Here is a 17,570-nt window from a genome sequence, read left to right on the forward strand (position 1 = left end):
GACATAGCCGAAGAAGAAGGAGCAGATCTTGAGATGATTGATGAGGTTATTTCTTATACAGATGGTTCTAGAAGTCCTCATTTAGTGTATAAAATGAATATCGATTATAAAGGTAAAACTATACATTTTGTAAATAAGACTGGTACTGAATTTTATGGTCTTGTTACATGCGATTTTCCTAAAGTAATGGAGAAATTAGATTTCGAGATATCTACGAGAAGTCATTTTATAAGTCTATTTGTAGGTAGCAATCAACGCATAAAAGTAAAAACTCAAAGCGCTCAAATAAATTCTTTTTTTAAGCAAAGCTCTGCATTTAGAGAATTACGTAGAATTTCAAAAGATACAGTTTTTGAGCCTTCAATTATTGGAACTAATGTTAATGGAAAATATAATATTACCACAAAGTATTCATTACAATTTACGGATTGGACACGGTCTATTCAACCAATAATTCAACTTCAAAAACAATTTGTAGATTACTTTTCTTAATTTAGAGCTAACCAACATACTATTCTAAACCTAAATAAAAAACTAGTAAAACATGATATGTATTATTACAGCATTTGTTTTTATTGGGATTTTGAATTCTTTTACAGATTCAATTGAAATCTAATTAGTTGCCTTTTCAATTTTCATGCTTTAATTCGGCTACTAAATCATTCAAATTTTGATTTTCATTTGCTGGAATGAAAAGCTCTTCACTGTGTTTTAAAGTTCTATCTGTATAGTAATAAACGAGGTTGATTCCATGAAATGGAGTGCTCATCACTTTTACCTTGGACAAGCCTGAAAGCATAAAATCCCAATTGTGAAAATAGCCATTGATGTAAGCAAACTTTGCGCCTATTAAAACTTTTCCATCGTTTTTTGAGTTTTGATATTTATAATATCTTGGCATTCCGAAAGCAAAAACCGATACAAAAGCAATTAACCCAATTAGTACCAGGAACATAGTGAACTTCCCTTCGTCTATCACTAATATAAATACACCAAATATGATTATTGATAGGATCGAAATGACAATTAAAATAGGTAAATTTTTTCCTTTTTCGTGTTCAAAAAGATAATCTACATATGCAGTTTTTTGAGTGTCATTTAACGTCCAAGATGCTAATAGGTTTTCGCCAGTTATTAAAGATTGCGATTTCTCTTCTCGACTTCTAAACATGTAGATAATTACCAATGATGAAATAAATAAGAAAATAGAAAGCATTACTATTGCTGGATGTATAGACAATACATCTAAGTCAGTAAATGCGATTGCTATTACTAATGCAAAAAAAACAGCTGCGTACTTGGCTTTTTTGATAATCCCACTCTGATTATTTTGCAGCTCTATTTTATTATTAATCTTTTTTATATCGCTCGTTACTAACATTGATATCTGGTTGGAAACCAATTCATTTTCAGAGGATTTTTGTGATTTCTTTTCTAAATTAGACTCTAAAATCTTCTCACCACAACTAGGACAAAACTTAGCTTTTACCATTAACTTTTGCCCGCATTTTGTACAAAAACTCATAATTTATATTTTAATTTATTTTTTTAAGAGACCAACTGTTCTCTGATATTTTGCTAAGAAAAATTAGTTGATTATCATCGTGATAATACTGCACAATAACATTGTCATCATTACCATTTAATACCACTAAACCACTATATTCATCAGTGCCAATGGCAAGTAACTGAATGTAAAGTGTTTTGTTTTTGTCTTCTCCTATAACGACATCTCCTCGTTTTCTAAATGTAATTACTGTTTCGGTATCTTCTAGCAATTCGCCTGTAGGATCATACCATTCACCTTCTATCTTATTCAGTGCTTTTGAAATAGACATAGAATTTCTGGAAATATCAATATTGGTTACTAATGCTCTTACAATAAAAAACAGGGCAATAACAGCAATTAACCCAACTAATATTTTGGTTCCTTTTGAGCGAGACTTTGGTGTATTTTCTCCTAACACAGTTAAACCAGGATTTACTTTTTTGGTTTGCTCTACCTTTTTGATGGGAGCTCCGCAATTAGTACAGAATTTTACACCTTCTTTTAGTATTGCGTTACAATTTGAACAGTGTGTCATTGTTATTTTGTTTACCAATTATTTCTTGCTTTTGAAATCATATTACTCATTCTCATCCTCATCACCATCTGGAATTACAGGAGAGTTTAGATATTCACCCACAGGTTCTTTCACGTTAACTGTCCAACAGTCTTTACCAATGAAACGGTCATTTTTATCAAATACTTCTACACAAACTGTTGTAGATCCTATTCCAATTACACCTCCCTTAATCTCCGCTGACCAGTCTCTTGCTTCATGCTCTACTTTTAAAGCAAAGTTGTTTCCCCATTTTGAAGAATTTCCTGCAGAATTATCCTTAACACCATTCACAATCCACTTATATTTATACTTGTTATTCGCCATATTTTCTCCTTCTTTGACAATATAGAACACGTCATAACCAGGAGTGATTTCGTGAGCCTCAACTTTGTACATCACCTCTGTTTTAAAGTTAAATCGTTCATAGTAAGCAACAAGTGTAATACTATTGATTTCTTCTGATGTTACTATACACGTCCAGTTATCACTACCAATGTTCTTTCCATTCTCATCTCTTACAGTTACTTTAGCTGTATAGGTGCCAGCTTTTTCAAAGTTAACCTGCAAACTACTACTACTACTACTACTACTACCTTCTTGATCTACATGTCCGTCTATATACCAATAATAAGTGTAATTGCTTTTGTCTGGTGTGACAGTTACCTTGTAAGAGATAGTCTCATCTATTGATAGTTCGTCGGCATCTGCTGTTAAATCAACTACGCCATCAACTGCTAATCTAACAGCCATACTCTGAGGTCCCATAACTTTGGCATCAGAGCTAGTCAATTCCCTATAAAGCAAATCAAAATTACCAGTTATGGTACTGTTGCCGCCTGCCTTTATCAATTCAATAGAGTGGATGTTATCAATGTTGTTGATACTACTAGATAAGGTTTGCCTATCATAACTAGTAGGTAACTCCAATTTGTTTTCTTCAGTAATAAATGAATAGATATCACCATTAGGACAACGCATAGTAATCTTGTATTCGTCAACGTAGTCCTCTTTCTTTAAGTTAGATTTTTTATATTGTATGGTAAGATACCATCTTTCTTCCGTGGCCTGATTAAAAGTAAGCGAAGGTGTAGCCGGTTTATACATTGCAAAAACCTCATAGGAGCGGTGAACACTCTTATCCATATCGTAGTTTACATCTTGTAAAAAGAAGGAGTTATTATTGGCAGCCGTTCCAAATCCTATCTCAACATCAAACTCGTCTGTGCTCATGTTGTTCGGTTGTTTTAATACGCGATAGTTCTCATTTTCTTCATTAGAAGTGGTGGCGATTGAGAAACCATCAGAATAACGCATTACATTGCCAACTGTTCCGCGAAGAACTAATTTTACAGAATTATCTTTTGTCATATCAGCTCCTAATACGTTAAACTTTCGCATAACAAGGCTTAAGGATTCATAATTGTTATCAATTGTAGTAACAGGAGAACCCTTTGTTAGGTTAACAGTTGTTGGAAATGGGAATTTTGCATTTCGGGCTTCGGCATAGCCTAATATAAAACTAGATAAAGATTCATGGCAGTAGTTTTTGTAGAGTTCCTCAAAACCATGGTTACTGTTAGTTGTGGTCTTTATCAGAGTTGCTCTAGCATCGCGTAACTCGGCGAATTTTTCTAAAGCATAGTTTATATATTTTTCTTTGGGTTTTCCTGTATTTACTGCATACTGATTGCTTATATATTCAATCAATGTGGCATAGGTGTATCCTTGATTTTGTAGGTCGGTACGTTCGGAATAGCCATTAAGAAATGCGAAGTCTTTCTGACAATAATTACTGTTTTCCAAGCTTATTGTCATCTTATCGTGAGGAATTATTTGTTGATTTTCAAAATACTCTCTTGCCTGTTTTTCAACAGTAATTGCAGTTGCTTCCCAAAACCAGAGGTATTTATCTCTATCTGCTACAAAGGTGCCTAAATATCTAACCTGACAAGTATGGAAGATTTCGTGCACCATTGTTGGTAATAATCGCTCACTCCATTTTTTAAATTCAGGACTTTTAGTGCTAAATATGTGATCAACATTAACAAGAACGTATGGTTGTTTAGATATAGGATTCCTACTTATTGCTGGAGCTAAAGAACTGCTAGGCCATTCATCAAGAGCTATTATGTCTATATTGTCATAGCGCTTAAAACCTCTTCCTAGAGCCGTCATATTTCCGAAAAGATAGGAGTCAGCTAACCTTAGGGTTTTTACAATTTCAGTTACTTCCTGTGGCCAAAGGTTATCTTGTTTCCATTGTTCGTCGTTCAGTAGTTTTTGTACTTCTAAGAATTCTTGATCTTTCTGAAGAACATTCCAAAGTTTCATCATCAAATCTGGGGATTTCTTAATCAAATTTACATGTGTTTCGGATGCTTGAATTTTATTTCTCTTCAATATATCTGCAAGAATTGCCTCAACCCGATTAACTTCTGTAGGATTAGCTTTAGGCATCCTAGCAGGATAATATAAGGAGTAACCATCAACATTATTGATTACAGAAAATCCTTTTTTATAAACACTCGCGTCAATTTTATACTCATCATCAAGAACACCATCTTTTTGGAGAGTATGAGCAATGAAAGTAACACTAGAAGTGCCAACTGCTACTAATAAGCCCATTAGAAATACTGAGTTTCGTTCAGTTTCAAAACTTATTTGATCATTTTCTACATGAGATGGTATTATAGCAGAGGTTCCGTCTGATTCGGTACGAATAATACACAAATAATCAGCCATGGAAGCAGGAATTTTGAATTCAGATAAGCTTAACTCAACATCTAGTGTGCCAGAAAAAATCTCATCATCTTCCATACCTGAATCAATATAAATTCCTTTTAAAGGAACTGCATTAATATTCGTTAAATTTTCAGCTATTTCCTTAACCTGATCGTCTGATAATTTTTCAACTTTGAAATCTCTATTTTTATCAAGAACTCCTTGTTTGGCTTTAAGAATAACTCCGGTTATAGGTTCTATTTCAAAAACTTTTGTGCCTGAACCTATAACTGGTTCAGGATTAAAGGTGATGTCAGTTAATGTTGAAGGAGCGGATTCAAGTGTGTTTGATGAGTCAATATTGTCTCCAATAAAATATAAAGCGACTACTCCCAATACTCCAATTCCAAAAATCCATAAGGTCACCTTTCCGAGAGTTCGGAAGAAGCCCTCTTTTTTCTTTTTAATAGGAAGGGTAGTAGTTGTTTTAGCTACTGGTCGAGGCTTTTTAATCTCTGCTACCTTAAATTGTGAATTAGGTGTTTTCTTTTCATTATCACTTAAGGTTAGAGCGATTCCACACTCTGGACAATAATTTTCATCTGTAGCTCCAACATAATCACATCTTGGGCAGATATTAGTTTTAATTTCTATTAGATTTATTTCTCCTCCACAATTCCCACAGAATTTAGTGTCTTTAGAAATTTCGGAACCACAATTTGAACAATGTATTTTTTTCATCCTATTTCACATAAAGTTATATTTCCGTTAAAAACCAACGTGTAATCTGCAAAACCAAATGCCTGTATCATTTGATTTCAATTATGAATGAAATTAAAGGAGCCTTAATAATATTACAATGACCTTGGTCATATTACACAGGAACATGAAAGCTCGTCTGCATAAATTTGTTTTATCTAGGTAGTCTATTGATTGCGTTTACTATGGCATAGTAAAAAAAGAGTTGGAAGATAAAAACTCTAGTTCTGCTTTAAGAGCGATGCGAAAACTTAGTATTGATTTTGATATTATGGATTGAGCTAAATTACTTGTAGTAAATTTTTCTTAATTTAGAGCTGACCAACATTTAAATAAAAAACTAGTAAAACATGATACGTATTATTACAACATTTATTTTTATAGGAATTTTGATGTCTTGTAATTCATCAGACAAAACAAAAACAGCAACAGAGGAATCTTCTACAACGGAAACTGTAGCAGAGTCTGCATCAAATGATAGCAATAAACAATTAAAGGCTATAGATACAGATGAAGCTCTAATTGCAACCGCCTTAATGGCAGCTCCAGAAGCAAGTAGATCTAAATGCAAAGTTATTGGATATAATATGGCAGGTGAATTTGTAACACTAAGAGAAGGGGATAATGAATTTATTGTTCTTGCAGATAATCCTAAACAAGATGGATTTAATGCCGCATGTTATCACAAAAGCCTTGAACCTTTTATGGCAAGAGGAAGAGCTTTAAGAGCAGAAGAAAAAACAGGGCAAGAAATCTTTGCTATTCGTGAAGCAGAAATGAAATCTGGGCAACTTAAAATAACACCTGGATCGACTTTACACATTTACTTCGGAGCCAAAACAGAGTATGACTCTAAAACTTCAAAAGTTGAAGGAGCACAACTCCGATATGTTGTATATATGCCTTGGTCCACATCAGAATCTACTGGTTTGCCAAATGCTCCAATGGCTAAAAATCATCCTTGGATTATGAATCCAGGAACACATAGAGCACACATTATGATCTCACCTTTACCAGAAAGTAAAGAGTAGTCCTAATGAGAAACTAAAATAAATAAAAACACATGAAATTAAACTTATTGTTTTGTGATGCTCAAAGACCAGATAGAAGAGCGATAGCCAAATGTATTGTAGAGATTTCATCTATCAATGCATCCTTGTCTAATGAGCTTACAGATATACTCTTAGAAGGAGATGCTGTAGATATTGAGGTTGATGATAAAAACTCGGGTTCTGCTTTAAGAGCGTTAAGAAAACTAAGTATTGACTACGAAATTATAGAATGATGAGTAAAAGGAGCATACTTAAATACATTGAATGAAGAATTAGTGAATACACTACAAGCAGGTGGAGAACTCTTTTTGTCTAATGCAATAGTTGAAGAGAAATATTGCTTGAGAACGTGTATTGTAAACTTTAGAACCACTAAAAAGATATCGAATAATGTATAGGTGTCATAGTTAAATAGGGAAGGAAAATCCATCAATCGCGTAAAGATTAGCAGCCTTGCAAAAGAATGAAGCTTGAGTTGTATTTGAATGTGTTTTCAACTCATTTCACAAAGAATTTACAATTTTTTCACATTTGATGTAGACATTAGATGGTCTCTCTGCCTTACATTTGATTGAAAACAATCTTTAAATTAGTAGATATGAAAAAGAATATTATAATTTTTTGTACAGTACTTACAGCATTGAGTTTAACGGCTTGTGATTTTAGTAACGAGAAAGAGAAAGAAGCAGATCAGTTAGAAGTTTTAGAAAACCAAGATTTAGCAAGTAATATTGAAGGACCAGTAATAATTACAGAAAGAATCAATTCTGATTTTATTTTTGATGTAGGTCCAAGGTTTAATGTTATTAAAAAGACAGACTTAGATAAAGCAAAATCATTTAGTGATTTTATTGCCGATGAGCATGCTGGACGCATTGTGCTTTATAAAAAACTGAGTGTAATTGTCCTTGATGGAGAGAATAAAACTGATGTCAGAGAAACTGCCAATACGGGCAATTCTGGAAATCTAACACCAGCACAAATTAAACTCTTACAATCAGCTGATTATTCAACCAATTTATTGATTTGGGCTGATTATAGAGAGAAGAGTTTTGAGGATGGTCAATTGCAAAATAGCACGTGGACACCATATCTTTCTGTAGTGCCAGAGAAGCAAGCTAAATATATAGATGGTAAAGAGTCACTAATAGCATATCTCGATAAAAGCAGTGAAGCTGCAAGAGCTAATGTTGAATCAGATAAACTAAAACCAGCTAAAATAATTTTTACAGTAACTAAAAATGGAACTATTGAAAACGCAAAACTCGATAGAGCATCTGGTTATCCATCAGTAGATAAAATGATGATAGAGCTCATTAACAATACACCAGGAACATGGGAACCAGCAGAAAATATTAAAGGTGAAAAAGTAGATCAAGCCCTCACAATTTCTTTCGGAATATTGGGTTGTTAAAAACAAAATCACAAATAGATAAAAGGGTTTCTTTACATTTGTAAAGAAACCCTTTTTTGACTTATATATAGAAAAGCTACTTTAATAAATCTTCTAAAGCTGGTCTTAAATTTGCGTACATAAAATGATAACCATTGGTTTCTATTTTCTGTGAACTGACACGTTGACTTTGAAAGATTAAGATGTGCATTTCTCCCAAGATTAATTTTATCACTGCCTTTGGGATGTTTGGTAAAATTAAAGGCCGTTTTAAGACTTTTGCAACTAATCTAGTCAACTCTCGGTTACTTACTGCATTTGGTGCGACTCCATTATAAATGCCTTCTAATTTATTTTGTAATGTATAAACAAAGATGCCAGCTAAATCTTTAACGTGAATCCAACTTTGCCATTGTTTGCCATTACCAAAAGCTGCTCCAACACCAAACTTCATTGGTTTTGTGAGTTTTGGTAAAGCACCAGCTTCTTTTGCTAAAACTAATCCAATTCTAATTTTTGCAACCTTACAGCCTAAGGTTTTAAAACCATCGATTGCAGTTTCCCATTGCTGAACTACTTCTCCTAAAAAAGTATCAGAAACCTCAGTATAAGTTTCCTCATAGTAATTGGTGCGACTTGATGGATAAATACCAATAGCGCTTGCTGAAATGACGTGGTCTATAGAGTAATTATGCGCTTTAATAGTGTCTTGTAAAAGCTGAGCAGTTTTGGTTCGGCTTTCGAGGATTTCTTTTTTGTAGTAGTTTGACCATCGTTTAGAAATAGAAGCGCCAACCATATTTATAATCGCAGTGACATTTTCAAAACAATTGTGGTCGATGTTGTTAGTTTTGGGATTCCAGTAAAAGCCTTTGTAGTTAGAAGTTGTGCTTAACTTAGATTTTGAAGTGGTTAAATAATGAACGTTAATTCCTTCTGCATGACATTGTTTTACAATCTCTTGTCCTATTAATCCTGTCGCTCCTGCAATTAAAACAATCATTTGCCCTCCTTTGTGTAAAGGTACGAAAGGTTAAAATCCAAAAGACTGACTTTAGTTTGGATTTAACGTTTTTGTATTGTTAACTATGTTGTCAGTTCGAGTGTTTTGAGTATGCGAGAAACGTGTCGAGAACCTTGTGTACTATGAAAGCTTCTCGATACAAAATTCCTGAAAAATGGAATTTCACTCGAAGTGACAAAATATTAGTTTTGAGCCTTTTTCTAGCTCTCAATATTTAACTTGTTACACTCGTTGAATGTTTCGTTGCTCTCAACATTTCTCTCTTGCCAGGAGGGCCAGGAAGTCGCTCTACGGTAAAACCAACGGCTTGCATAGCACGCCTTACACTTCCTTTGGCAGAGTAGGTAACTAATACACCATTCTCTTTTATGGCTTTAAACATGATTTCAAAAATAGCTTCTGTCCATAAATCTGGTTGAACACGCGCTCCAAAAGCATCAAAATAGATGATATCAAAAGCAGCTTCTGCATCAATATCTTTAAAGAATTTTTGTTGCTTTTCTAATTGAAAACCCGAAGTAATTTGATGCTGTGTTTCCCAAGGAACATTGTGCATTTTTTTGAATATATCTGTATGATTTTTTGAAGTCAACTCAACATAATTCAGTTGCTCTATTTCGTCAGAAGAAACAGGATAAGCTTCAACACCAACATAATTGATGCTTTGATTTAGCTTTTCTGCTTCAATTAAGGTGAGGAAGGCATTGAGTCCAGTTCCTAAACCTATTTCTAGAACTGATAGTTGCATAGATTCTGAAACAAGTTCAGAATGACAATAATTATGATAATAAAAAAGCAAACCATGTTTTAAAAATACATGGTTTGCTTCTTGTATTGCACCATGAATGGAATGGTATTGTTCATCCCAATCTTCTATTTGTATGGTTTTAGAACCATCTGCTGTGGTGATTATTTTTCGTTGCAAATACTATTGAATCAGTAATTTTTTAATCTTAGGTATTGGTCCAACGCATTCTGTTTTATGACATGCTAAACAATTATTAATTGCAGCATTGAAGCGATCTTTTAATTCCACATTAGAAATTGTATCAGCAACAGATTGTTGTGACTCAATAAATACATTTACAAAGCTATTCCAAACTGCAGTTCTTCCTTTTCCATTAGACATTTCTGCCGAATGTAATTTCATTAAATCCAAAGGCATATTTACTGATGTTTCGCCTGCAATAATCTGTTGCTTTAATTGCACATTATAAGCATACATAGCATTCATAAAACCTGCCATTTCAGAAGGTTGATACATGTCGTATTCAACATTCTTTTTAGTTGGTTCTTCAGCTATTTTTTGTTCATTTTTGCAACTAAATAGCACAAAAAATGAACAAAAAAAGACAATTAGAACTCTATTGTTTAAGTAAGACTCCATCAGCTTCAAATGAATAAGTACGTTTTGGTTCTGTAATCGCTTCGATTTCTTCTTTAGATTTACCTGCATCTTCTGCGTAGTGTCTTAACTCTTCAACAGATGTTTCTGAAACATAAGCTTTTCCGTTAACAACAACTTCACCTTCCGCATTTAGAGGCATAAAGAAACCATAGTCTTTAAATTTTACCATCACTTCATTTTCGCCATCCATATCTAAAGTCATCCAACAACCTTTTGCAGAACAAACCTCGTTAATTTTAGCACTCATTTTAGAATTAATAGTATCGCCTTCTTTCATAGTTTTGTAATGTTCCATCATACGATCAGACGTTAAAGCATCTGCGTCGTTAATTTCCATTCCGAAAGAAGCATAAGCAATTTCTTCTTTTATTTCTTCTAGTTTGTTCTCAGTGGTTTTTGTTTCGTTTTTACAAGAAACCATAGCTAAACTAATTGCTAGAAATAAGACTATTTTTTTCATTATTATTAAGTTTTAGATTGATAAATTATCGAATTACAAATTTACACAATTTAAGGGAATATTACCTTTTTTTAACGCTAACGATTATGTATTTTTGGCATTAAATTAGTGGTAATTATGGCTATACATGCAGACAATATCGTAGTTGAAACATCTGAGACTTCTAAAATTAACAATGTTGATTTTAGCAATTTAGACTTTGGTCGTGTATTTACAGATCACATGTTTGTGTGTGATTATGAAAATGGTGCATGGCAAACGCCTAAAATTATGCCATACCAATCCTTAACTTTTGAGCCTTCGGCACGTGTATTTCATTATGGTCAGGCTGTTTTTGAAGGTATGAAAGCCTATAAAGATGATGATGGAAAGATCTTTTTATTTAGACCTAAACAAAACTTTGATAGAATTAATAAGTCTGCAGCACGTTTGGCAATGCCAGAATTTCCTGAAGATTATTTCTTTAATGGATTAGAAACACTTTTAAAATTAGATAATGAATGGATAAAATCTGGTGTTGGTAATTCGCTTTATTTGCGACCATTTGTTATAGCAACCGAACCTGCAATATCTGCATCTCCTGCTAATTCTTATAAATTTATAATTATTTGCTCACCAGCAAAGTCGTATTATAATTCTGCAGTACGTGTATTAATTGCAGAACAATTTAGTCGTTCTGCTGATGGTGGTGTTGGTTATGCAAAAGCGGCAGGTAATTATGCGGCACAATTTTACCCAACAAGTTTAGCACAAGCACAAGGGTTTCAGCAAATTATATGGACAGATGCTAATACGCATAAGTACTTGGAAGAAGCAGGTACAATGAATGTGTTTTTTAGAATTAATGACAAATTAATCACAGCACCAAATAACGATAGAATTTTAGATGGTGTAACACGTAAAAGCGTCATTCAGTTGGCTAGTGATTTGGGTATAGATTGTGAAGTAAGGCAAATCACTGTTGAAGAAATTAAAACGGCTGCAAGAGAAGGTAGTCTAAAAGAAGTGTTTGGTGTAGGTACTGCGGCTGTAATTAGTCCGGTTTCTGCGTTTCAGCATCAAGATGAACTTTTCGAAATTAAAGATGTCGAAGATTCTTATGGAAAGTTATTTAAGCAAACCTTATTAAACATACAACATAACGTGACTGAAGATGTTCATGGTTGGAGACACGAAGTAAAATAATCACTATTGATTGTGATGTAATAAAAAAAAGCAGCCAATTGGCTGCTTTTTTTATGATTCTAAAATTTCTTTTATATGTGGTTTAAAGTAATTAGGTCCTTTTAATACTTTACCATCCTCTCTGTAAATAGGTTCACCATCTTCTCCTAGTTTACTCATATTACTACGTTGTATTTCTTCAAAGACTTCTTCGATTTTATGCTGCATACCATGTTCAATAATAGTACCACATAAGATATATAGCATATCGCCTAAGGCATCCGCAACTTCAACTAAATCATTATCATTAGCAGCTTCTAAGTACTCTTCATTCTCTTCGCGCATTAGTTTGTAGCGCAGCATATTTTTTTCTAATCCTAAGTCCGCTTTTAGTGTTTCTCTGTGACCAATTTTAAAGGCGGTATGAAATGCTTTTACAGCATTAATTTTGTCTTGCATAATAGTGTTAGTTTATTAGTAGCTTAATTCTTATTTTCGCATAAAAATAAGAAGATGTTCAGTACTGGTCAATTGATTTTTGGATTATTATTTTTTATAGCCTTTGCTATTGTTATTGCCTATCAATATCGCAAAGACCTTAAACTTCATAAACGTTACTACAAAGGAACCGTTTGGGTACTCATTGCTTTTATTGGCTTTATAGCTATGATTGCTGCGGTTAAGTTTATTTTTATGTAACCTGTTTTTAGGACTTTTGCCCTATTTTTCTTATTAATTCCCATTTATTTTATAACTTAATGACGTAATATACCTAGTATTGGGTATGTTTTGATGTATTCCTACTTCGCATCTTTGAGCTATTAATTAAATACTAACCCTTATGAAGAATTCCTTTTTTAAAACTATGTCTTTGCTTTTGCTAGCTGTTTTGCTTTTGTTCATTTACCTCTACAAACCGGATAATTCTTGTGCCGACTGTAGATACATAACTGAAGAACCCAATAATACAGATGATAATATAAGTAGTGATTTGGTGTATACGTGTTCTACTGAAGCAATGTATAGAAACATTCATATTGATTTGAAACATGGTTTTGGATTATTTGGAGAAGTAGTTGTTACTAGTTCTATAAATGCTATAGATGTGACTAAAGTGGATGCAATGAATATAAAACTTAAGGAATATAAAACATGCACTAGGTTTAATCTTAGAAATGCCAAATATTTAGGTAAGTCAAAATTTAAAGGTTCTGATGTGATTTTTCATCATTTTCAGGTAGATATTGGTAATGACTCAAGCGATGATGTTAGTAGAGATTTGGTGTCAGTTGATTTAGTTGATAGATTTAATATAAAACCTGGTGAGTATATAGATATACATATTACTTCTTCAAATCCCGACATTTCAAAAACTACAGTTGATAAAGATGAAGAAGGTTATATCATTAAAACTGAATATGGAAGTACATTGCGTACTAGCTATGATTTGAGGGCGAACGCTATAAAAAACGATGAAAATAAAGTTGATTATGGTGAACGTTTTTGTAGAAGTTTAATAACTATTGAAGGTTAAAAGAAATATTACATTTTGAAAAAAATCATAATCTTAGGATTATTATTTTATGTGTCCATAGGCTATTCTCAAGATAATACAATTTTGAGAGTAGCTTTAGCACATCTAAACGATTATAATATTGAGGCTTCAGAGCAAGTTTTGAAAGAATTAAAGGCTTCACAAGAAAAGGAATTAATTCTTTGGAATATTAATGTATTAAAAAATGGTTTTAGTGGTAAAGAGATTTCAAAAGTTAATTATGAATCTAATTTTGCTAGAGTCTTAGGAAATTTTAAAGAAGCACAAATTTTATTAAGCAAAGATATTCCGCAAGATTCTTTAGCATATATAATATTAAGAAACAATCTATTATATACAAAATCAATTAATGATACTCTTTTAATTAACTTTTCATCAAAAAAAATTATTGAATACCTTTATTTTAGTAATAGACAGCAACGTCAATTAATAAATGATTACGTTAAAAACTACAAACAATATGCTAATACCAAAAGTGACAAAGCGACAGTATTGTTTTATGAAATCAATTTATATGCTGTAAAACATAAAACTCCAAGGATAGAAGAGTTTAAAGATGCCTTGAAAATTGCTCAGAATAGCTCTAACATTTATATACAAGCTAAATTAAATCAATATATAGGTATACACTTTGGCTATTTTTTAAAACAGAATGACAGTTCTAAAGTCTATACGAATAGAGCAATAAAACTTTTAGAAAAATTCAAAGGGTCCTATATTGATAAAGAAATTTTTGGATTAGTAGGTAATTTGGCTCAAGATTATCTTGAGGAAGGAAACAATAAAAAAGCTTTACAGCTTTTTAAAACAATTGAAAGAAAGACTTTACCATCTAACAGTTATATAAAAAAAGCAAAGCTATACAGGTCTATATCAAATACATATAAAGGGCTGAAAGTATATGATAGTGCATTATTTTATGCGGATTTAGAAAAGGTTCAATTAAAGGATTTAAATGAATATAAAAAGGCTATTGCATTAAATGAGACTGAAGAAAAGTATCAAAACGAAAAATTAAGAGCAGATAATCTAGAAATTGAAACAAAACGATTGCAAAGTGAAAAAGAATCTGAGCAAAATAGAGATATAGCATTTGGACTTGCTGGAAGCTTAGCCTTAGGAAGTATAATAGCCTTTCTAATATTCAAAAACACCAAAAGAAAACAAAGATTAGCAGAACAAGAAAAAGCACTAGAATCTCAAAAATTAGCAACCGTTTTAAAGGACCAAGAACTTACTGCTATTGATGCTATGATAGAAGGTCAGGAAAAAGAAAGGCAACGTATTGCTAATGACTTGCATGATGATTTAGGTGGACTAATGGCAACGGTTAAGCTTCATTTTAATGCTCTAAAAGATAAAGACTCACCAGAGCTTTTTGATAAAACTAATAGCTTAATTGAAGAAGCTTATCAAAAGGTGCGTTCTGTTGCACATGCCAAAAATTCTGGTGTTATCGCTAAACAAGGCTTACTCAAATCTGTACGAAATATGGCAGATAAAATTTCGGTTTCAAATAAGATAAAAATAGAGGTTTTAGATTACGGATTAGATAATCGTTTGGAAAATAGTTTAGAACTGACCTTGTTTAGAGTCATCCAAGAGCTTGTTACCAATGTTATAAAACATGCTGAAGCTTCAGAAGTGACTATTCATTTAACTAACCATGAGGACAGTATAAATATTATGGTAGAAGATAATGGCAAAGGCTTTAACCCTAGCCAAATAACTAAAACAAATGCTGGCATGGGAATTAGTAGTATTGATAAACGTGTTGAGCATTTAGATGGAAAACTAACTATAGAATCAAAAAAAAATAAAGGAACAACAGTAATAATTGATATACCATTATGATACGATTAGCCATAGCAGAAGATCATCAATCTCTAATTGATGGTATAAAATTATTATTAGAATATGAAGAAGATATTGAAATCGTTGGTACAGCAAACGATGGAGAAGCGCTTTTGGATTTGGTGCGTTTAAAACAGCCAAATGTAGTCATTACAGATATAAGAATGCCTAAAATGGATGGTATAGCTGCAACGAAATTGATAAAAAAAGAATTACCGTATACAAAAGTTCTTGGCTTTACTATGTTCGATCAAAAAGAAGCAATACACCAAATGTTAGATGCTGGTGCTTCAGGTTATTTACTTAAAAATTCACCATTAGAAGAAGTGTTAAAAGCGGTTCGATCTGTTTATAGTGGTAACACCTATTTTGATGCCAATATAGAAGCTAATGCAGAGAATGATACTAATAAAAAAGCTAAGGGTATTTTAACTAAACGACAGGTAGAAATCTTAGGTTTAATAGCACAAGGGAAAACCTCTCGCGAAATTGCGGATGAACTTTTTATAGGTTTACATACTGTTGATACGCATCGTAAAAATATGATTAGAATTCTAGGACTTCAAGGCAAGGGCGAATTGATGCGATATGCTTTAGAAAAGAAATATAGATTTTAATAAATTACTCAGCACTAAGTATTTCCTTTTAATATGAGGTTAATACTTTAGTATAACTATTAACTAAATCAACCAACAATGAAAAAACAAATTTTATTAAGTAGTGTCTTATGTCTTATCGCTACGTTTACTTATGGTCAGAGTTATGTCGGTCATGCTATTGATAATTACTCTGGTGTCCAAGGAGTAGCTTATAATCCATCTAGTATCGTAGGTTCAAACTTAAAAACTGATATTAATCTATTCTCTGCTAGCTTCTTTGGAGGCAGTGATTACTTTGGTATTAATGTGAGTGATATTATAAGTTCTGATGGTGGATTTGATTTTGATGAGGACACTGAAAAATTTCCGAGTGATGAGAATAATTTTTTCTTAAATGCAGATGTTCTTGGACCTTCTTTTATGTTTAACCTCAATAAAAAAAGTAGTATCGGATTAATCAGTAGAGTAAGAGCAAGCTTTAATATTAATAATATAAATGGAGAGCTTTATGAATCTGTTGCAGACGATTTTGATACAGACGATGATTTTGATTTTGATTCTCGAAACTTAAATGGAACTATTCATGCTTGGGCAGAAATAGGATTGGCTTATGGTAGAATACTAGTAGATAAACCCAATCATCTATTAAAAGGAGGAGCAACCATAAAATACCTTCAAGGTGGTGGCAGTGTTTTTATGGATAGTCCAGGAATGCAAGGGCAATATATGGCAGCTACAGAAACATTAACTACACAAGGTGAGTTGAACTATGGTACTAGTCGAGATTTTGAAGATGGTGACATTGACTTTAGTGATCTTACTGCTGGTTTTGGATTAGATATTGGTTTTACCTACCAATGGCATCCAAATAGAGAAAAAGATTCAGTACCTAGTTACAAAGACCCTTATAAATTAAAAATAGGTGTATCGGTTACTGACATAGGTTCTATAAATTATGATGATGCAACAATTACTGCTTATAATTTAAATGCAACAGTGGATGCTTCTACTTTTGATGAGGATACTGAAGATTTTTTAGATGATAACTATGCAGGTGTAGAAACTAAAAAAGCTGCAAAAATAAAATTACCTACTGCATTACATTTACTAGTTGATTATAGGTTAGCCAAAAAATGGTTTGTGAGTGCTCAGGCAGATTTGTCTATGGTAAAAGATGGCACAGAACTCAGTAATTCTGTAATTAACACAGTGACTTTAGCACCTCGATTAGAAACTAAATGGTTTAGTTTTTATGCGCCTCTTAGTTTTAGACAATATAGAGATGTGTCATTTGGTGGTGGTTTTCGCTTTGGTCCTTTGACTGTTGGTTCAGGTTCAGTTTTTACAAATCTATTATCAGACAGTTCCAAAACAACGGATGTTTATGTAGGTCTTAAAATCCCTATTTATAGAAAGTGATTTTTAATAAAATGTGAGTTTAAAATCCCCTTTATTGGGGATTTTTTTATGTAATAC

The 17,570-nt window shown here is 32.6% G+C and carries 18 protein-coding genes; 10 read left to right on the forward strand and 8 right to left on the reverse strand.

All coding sequences use genetic code 11. From position 1 onward, the window contains the following. Nucleotides 1–492: hypothetical protein (locus QZZ53_RS13210; protein WP_296385453.1), on the forward strand; the 492-nt coding region annotated here is incomplete at its 5' end. Between the two features lie 136 nt (nt 493–628). Here the strand turns inward: QZZ53_RS13210 and QZZ53_RS13215 are convergent. From QZZ53_RS13215 to QZZ53_RS13225, 3 genes are read right to left on the reverse strand one after another with little or no spacing between them, the layout of a single operon-like run. Further along, nucleotides 629–1,525, reverse strand: coding sequence for a zinc ribbon domain-containing protein (locus tag QZZ53_RS13215; RefSeq protein ID WP_296385458.1), 897 nt, complete (start codon nt 1,523–1,525; stop codon nt 629–631). A gap of 10 nt (nt 1,526–1,535) precedes the next feature. Continuing rightward, complete coding sequence (locus tag QZZ53_RS13220; RefSeq protein WP_296385460.1) at nt 1,536–2,084, reverse strand: zinc ribbon domain-containing protein; 549 nt, start codon at nt 2,082–2,084, stop codon at nt 1,536–1,538. 42 nt (nt 2,085–2,126) lie between these two features. After that, the gene (locus QZZ53_RS13225) at nt 2,127–5,567 is read right to left on the reverse strand and encodes a zinc ribbon domain-containing protein (protein ID WP_296385462.1); all 3,441 of its coding nucleotides are present in this window, start codon (nt 5,565–5,567) and stop codon (nt 2,127–2,129) included. A 368-nt stretch (nt 5,568–5,935) separates the two neighbouring features. Between QZZ53_RS13225 and QZZ53_RS13230 the strand changes: the two genes are divergently transcribed. The 3 genes from QZZ53_RS13230 (at nt 5,936) to QZZ53_RS13240 (ending at nt 8,051) form a co-directional block, all read left to right on the forward strand. Beyond that, nucleotides 5,936–6,616 (forward strand): hypothetical protein, encoded by a 681-nt coding sequence (locus QZZ53_RS13230; RefSeq protein WP_296385464.1) that lies wholly within the window; start codon nt 5,936–5,938, stop codon nt 6,614–6,616. A gap of 32 nt (nt 6,617–6,648) precedes the next feature. Further along, entirely contained in the window at nt 6,649–6,870 is a 222-nt protein-coding gene (locus QZZ53_RS13235) for a hypothetical protein (protein WP_296385466.1), read from the forward strand. A gap of 365 nt (nt 6,871–7,235) precedes the next feature. Continuing rightward, complete coding sequence (locus QZZ53_RS13240; RefSeq protein ID WP_296385468.1) at nt 7,236–8,051, forward strand: hypothetical protein; 816 nt, start codon at nt 7,236–7,238, stop codon at nt 8,049–8,051. Nucleotides 8,052–8,127: 76 nt separating this feature from the next. Here QZZ53_RS13240 and QZZ53_RS13245 read toward each other — a convergent pair whose 3' ends face one another. From QZZ53_RS13245 to QZZ53_RS13260, 4 genes are all read right to left on the reverse strand, one after another. After that, complete coding sequence (locus tag QZZ53_RS13245) at nt 8,128–9,033, reverse strand: TIGR01777 family oxidoreductase (RefSeq protein ID WP_296385470.1); 906 nt, start codon at nt 9,031–9,033, stop codon at nt 8,128–8,130. Nucleotides 9,034–9,268: 235 nt separating this feature from the next. Further along, nucleotides 9,269–9,979, reverse strand: a complete 711-nt coding sequence (gene mnmD, locus QZZ53_RS13250; protein WP_296385472.1) for a tRNA (5-methylaminomethyl-2-thiouridine)(34)-methyltransferase MnmD — start codon at nt 9,977–9,979, stop codon at nt 9,269–9,271. Nucleotides 9,980–9,982: 3 nt separating this feature from the next. Beyond that, entirely contained in the window at nt 9,983–10,441 is a 459-nt protein-coding gene (locus QZZ53_RS13255) for a hypothetical protein (RefSeq protein ID WP_296385474.1), read from the reverse strand. Continuing rightward, the gene (locus QZZ53_RS13260) at nt 10,419–10,922 is read right to left on the reverse strand and encodes a DUF4920 domain-containing protein (RefSeq protein ID WP_296385476.1); all 504 of its coding nucleotides are present in this window, start codon (nt 10,920–10,922) and stop codon (nt 10,419–10,421) included. The genes QZZ53_RS13255 and QZZ53_RS13260 overlap by 23 nt, the downstream gene beginning before the upstream one ends. 117 nt (nt 10,923–11,039) lie before the next feature. On the opposite strand from QZZ53_RS13260, the gene QZZ53_RS13265 reads away from it, so the two are divergent. Next, on the forward strand, nt 11,040–12,107 hold the full coding sequence (locus QZZ53_RS13265) for a branched-chain amino acid aminotransferase (protein ID WP_296385478.1): 1,068 nt from the start codon (nt 11,040–11,042) through the stop codon (nt 12,105–12,107). A gap of 51 nt (nt 12,108–12,158) precedes the next feature. Here QZZ53_RS13265 and QZZ53_RS13270 read toward each other — a convergent pair whose 3' ends face one another. After that, complete coding sequence (locus tag QZZ53_RS13270) at nt 12,159–12,545, reverse strand: nucleoside triphosphate pyrophosphohydrolase family protein (RefSeq protein WP_296385480.1); 387 nt, start codon at nt 12,543–12,545, stop codon at nt 12,159–12,161. A gap of 54 nt (nt 12,546–12,599) precedes the next feature. Between QZZ53_RS13270 and QZZ53_RS13275 the strand changes: the two genes are divergently transcribed. The 5 genes from QZZ53_RS13275 (at nt 12,600) to QZZ53_RS13295 (ending at nt 17,513) form a co-directional block, all read left to right on the forward strand. Continuing rightward, the gene (locus QZZ53_RS13275; RefSeq protein ID WP_296385482.1) at nt 12,600–12,785 is read left to right on the forward strand and encodes a hypothetical protein; all 186 of its coding nucleotides are present in this window, start codon (nt 12,600–12,602) and stop codon (nt 12,783–12,785) included. Between the two features lie 142 nt (nt 12,786–12,927). Then, nucleotides 12,928–13,620 (forward strand): hypothetical protein, encoded by a 693-nt coding sequence (locus QZZ53_RS13280; RefSeq protein ID WP_296385484.1) that lies wholly within the window; start codon nt 12,928–12,930, stop codon nt 13,618–13,620. A 15-nt stretch (nt 13,621–13,635) separates the two neighbouring features. Further along, nucleotides 13,636–15,495 carry a sensor histidine kinase gene (locus tag QZZ53_RS13285; protein WP_296385487.1) on the forward strand — a complete coding sequence of 620 codons (1,860 nt, stop codon included), beginning with the start codon at nt 13,636–13,638 and terminating at the stop codon, nt 15,493–15,495. Next, the gene (locus tag QZZ53_RS13290) at nt 15,492–16,112 is read left to right on the forward strand and encodes a response regulator transcription factor (protein WP_296385488.1); all 621 of its coding nucleotides are present in this window, start codon (nt 15,492–15,494) and stop codon (nt 16,110–16,112) included. Before QZZ53_RS13285 ends, QZZ53_RS13290 begins: the two co-directional genes overlap by 4 nt. 78 nt (nt 16,113–16,190) lie before the next feature. Continuing rightward, on the forward strand, nt 16,191–17,513 hold the full coding sequence (locus QZZ53_RS13295; RefSeq protein ID WP_296385491.1) for a DUF5723 family protein: 1,323 nt from the start codon (nt 16,191–16,193) through the stop codon (nt 17,511–17,513). Nucleotides 17,514–17,570: the final 57 nt, after the last annotated feature.

This window comes from Winogradskyella sp. (assembly GCF_016744625.1).
Classification (GTDB): Bacteria; Bacteroidota; Bacteroidia; order Flavobacteriales; family Flavobacteriaceae; genus Winogradskyella.